At 42.8% G+C, this 689-nt stretch carries 1 pseudogene; it reads right to left on the bottom strand.

The annotated features are described in order from the left end of the window. Positions 1–214: 214 nt before the first annotated feature. Positions 215–434 (bottom strand): annotated as a pseudogene (locus GY937_26145) (hypothetical protein). Positions 435–689 lie beyond the last annotated feature (255 nt).

The following is a 689-nucleotide window of genomic DNA, read 5'->3' as shown; positions in this document are numbered from 1 at the left end:
TTACATGTTGATGTAGCCAGTTGATGTTGTTGTTTTACATGTTGATGTTTTACAACCAGAGTTAAATGTAGCTATTATACTCACCTAAGCCTAAGCCCAATCCTAAGCCCAAGCCAAATCCTAAGCCTAAGCCCAATCCTAAGCCTAAGCCCAATCCTAAGCCTAAGCCCAATCCTAAGCCTAAGCCAAATCCTAAGCCTAAGCCCAATCCTACACCTAAGCCCAGTCCTAAGCCTAAGCCCAATCCTAAGCCTAAGCCCAATCCTAAGCCCAAGTCAAATCCTAAGCCCCATCCTAAGCCTAAGCAAACCTAGGTCCAATCCTAAGCCTAAGCCCAATCCTAAGCCCAATCCCAAGCCTAAGCCAAATCCCAACCCTAAGCCAAATCCTAAGCCCAAGTCCAAACAAAATTGACCAAGCCATTCTTCAGTTATGCAATGGCCCCTTAATATGCAAATTTTGAGGTATACTGTAGCTGGAAGCAGAGATAGGAAAAAAATTTCCAACCAGACTGGCATTCATTTTTGATGGGCTATCCAATGAGCTATTCCATTCCAAAATTGGACCAAAAGAAGTCAATGGGATTGAAGTTGGTCTTAAAAAAGACCGATTGCAAATATGCAAATTAGCTACTACAGTAACCCAATTTGGAATGGACCTACAGCATGGAGACTCCAGAATATCATGTC

Source organism: bacterium, assembly GCA_024228115.1.
In the GTDB taxonomy this organism is placed as follows: domain Bacteria; phylum Myxococcota_A; class UBA9160; order UBA9160; family UBA6930.
The sequence above is the reverse complement of the archived record's forward strand: the minus strand, read 5'-3'. Positions and strand labels throughout refer to the sequence as shown.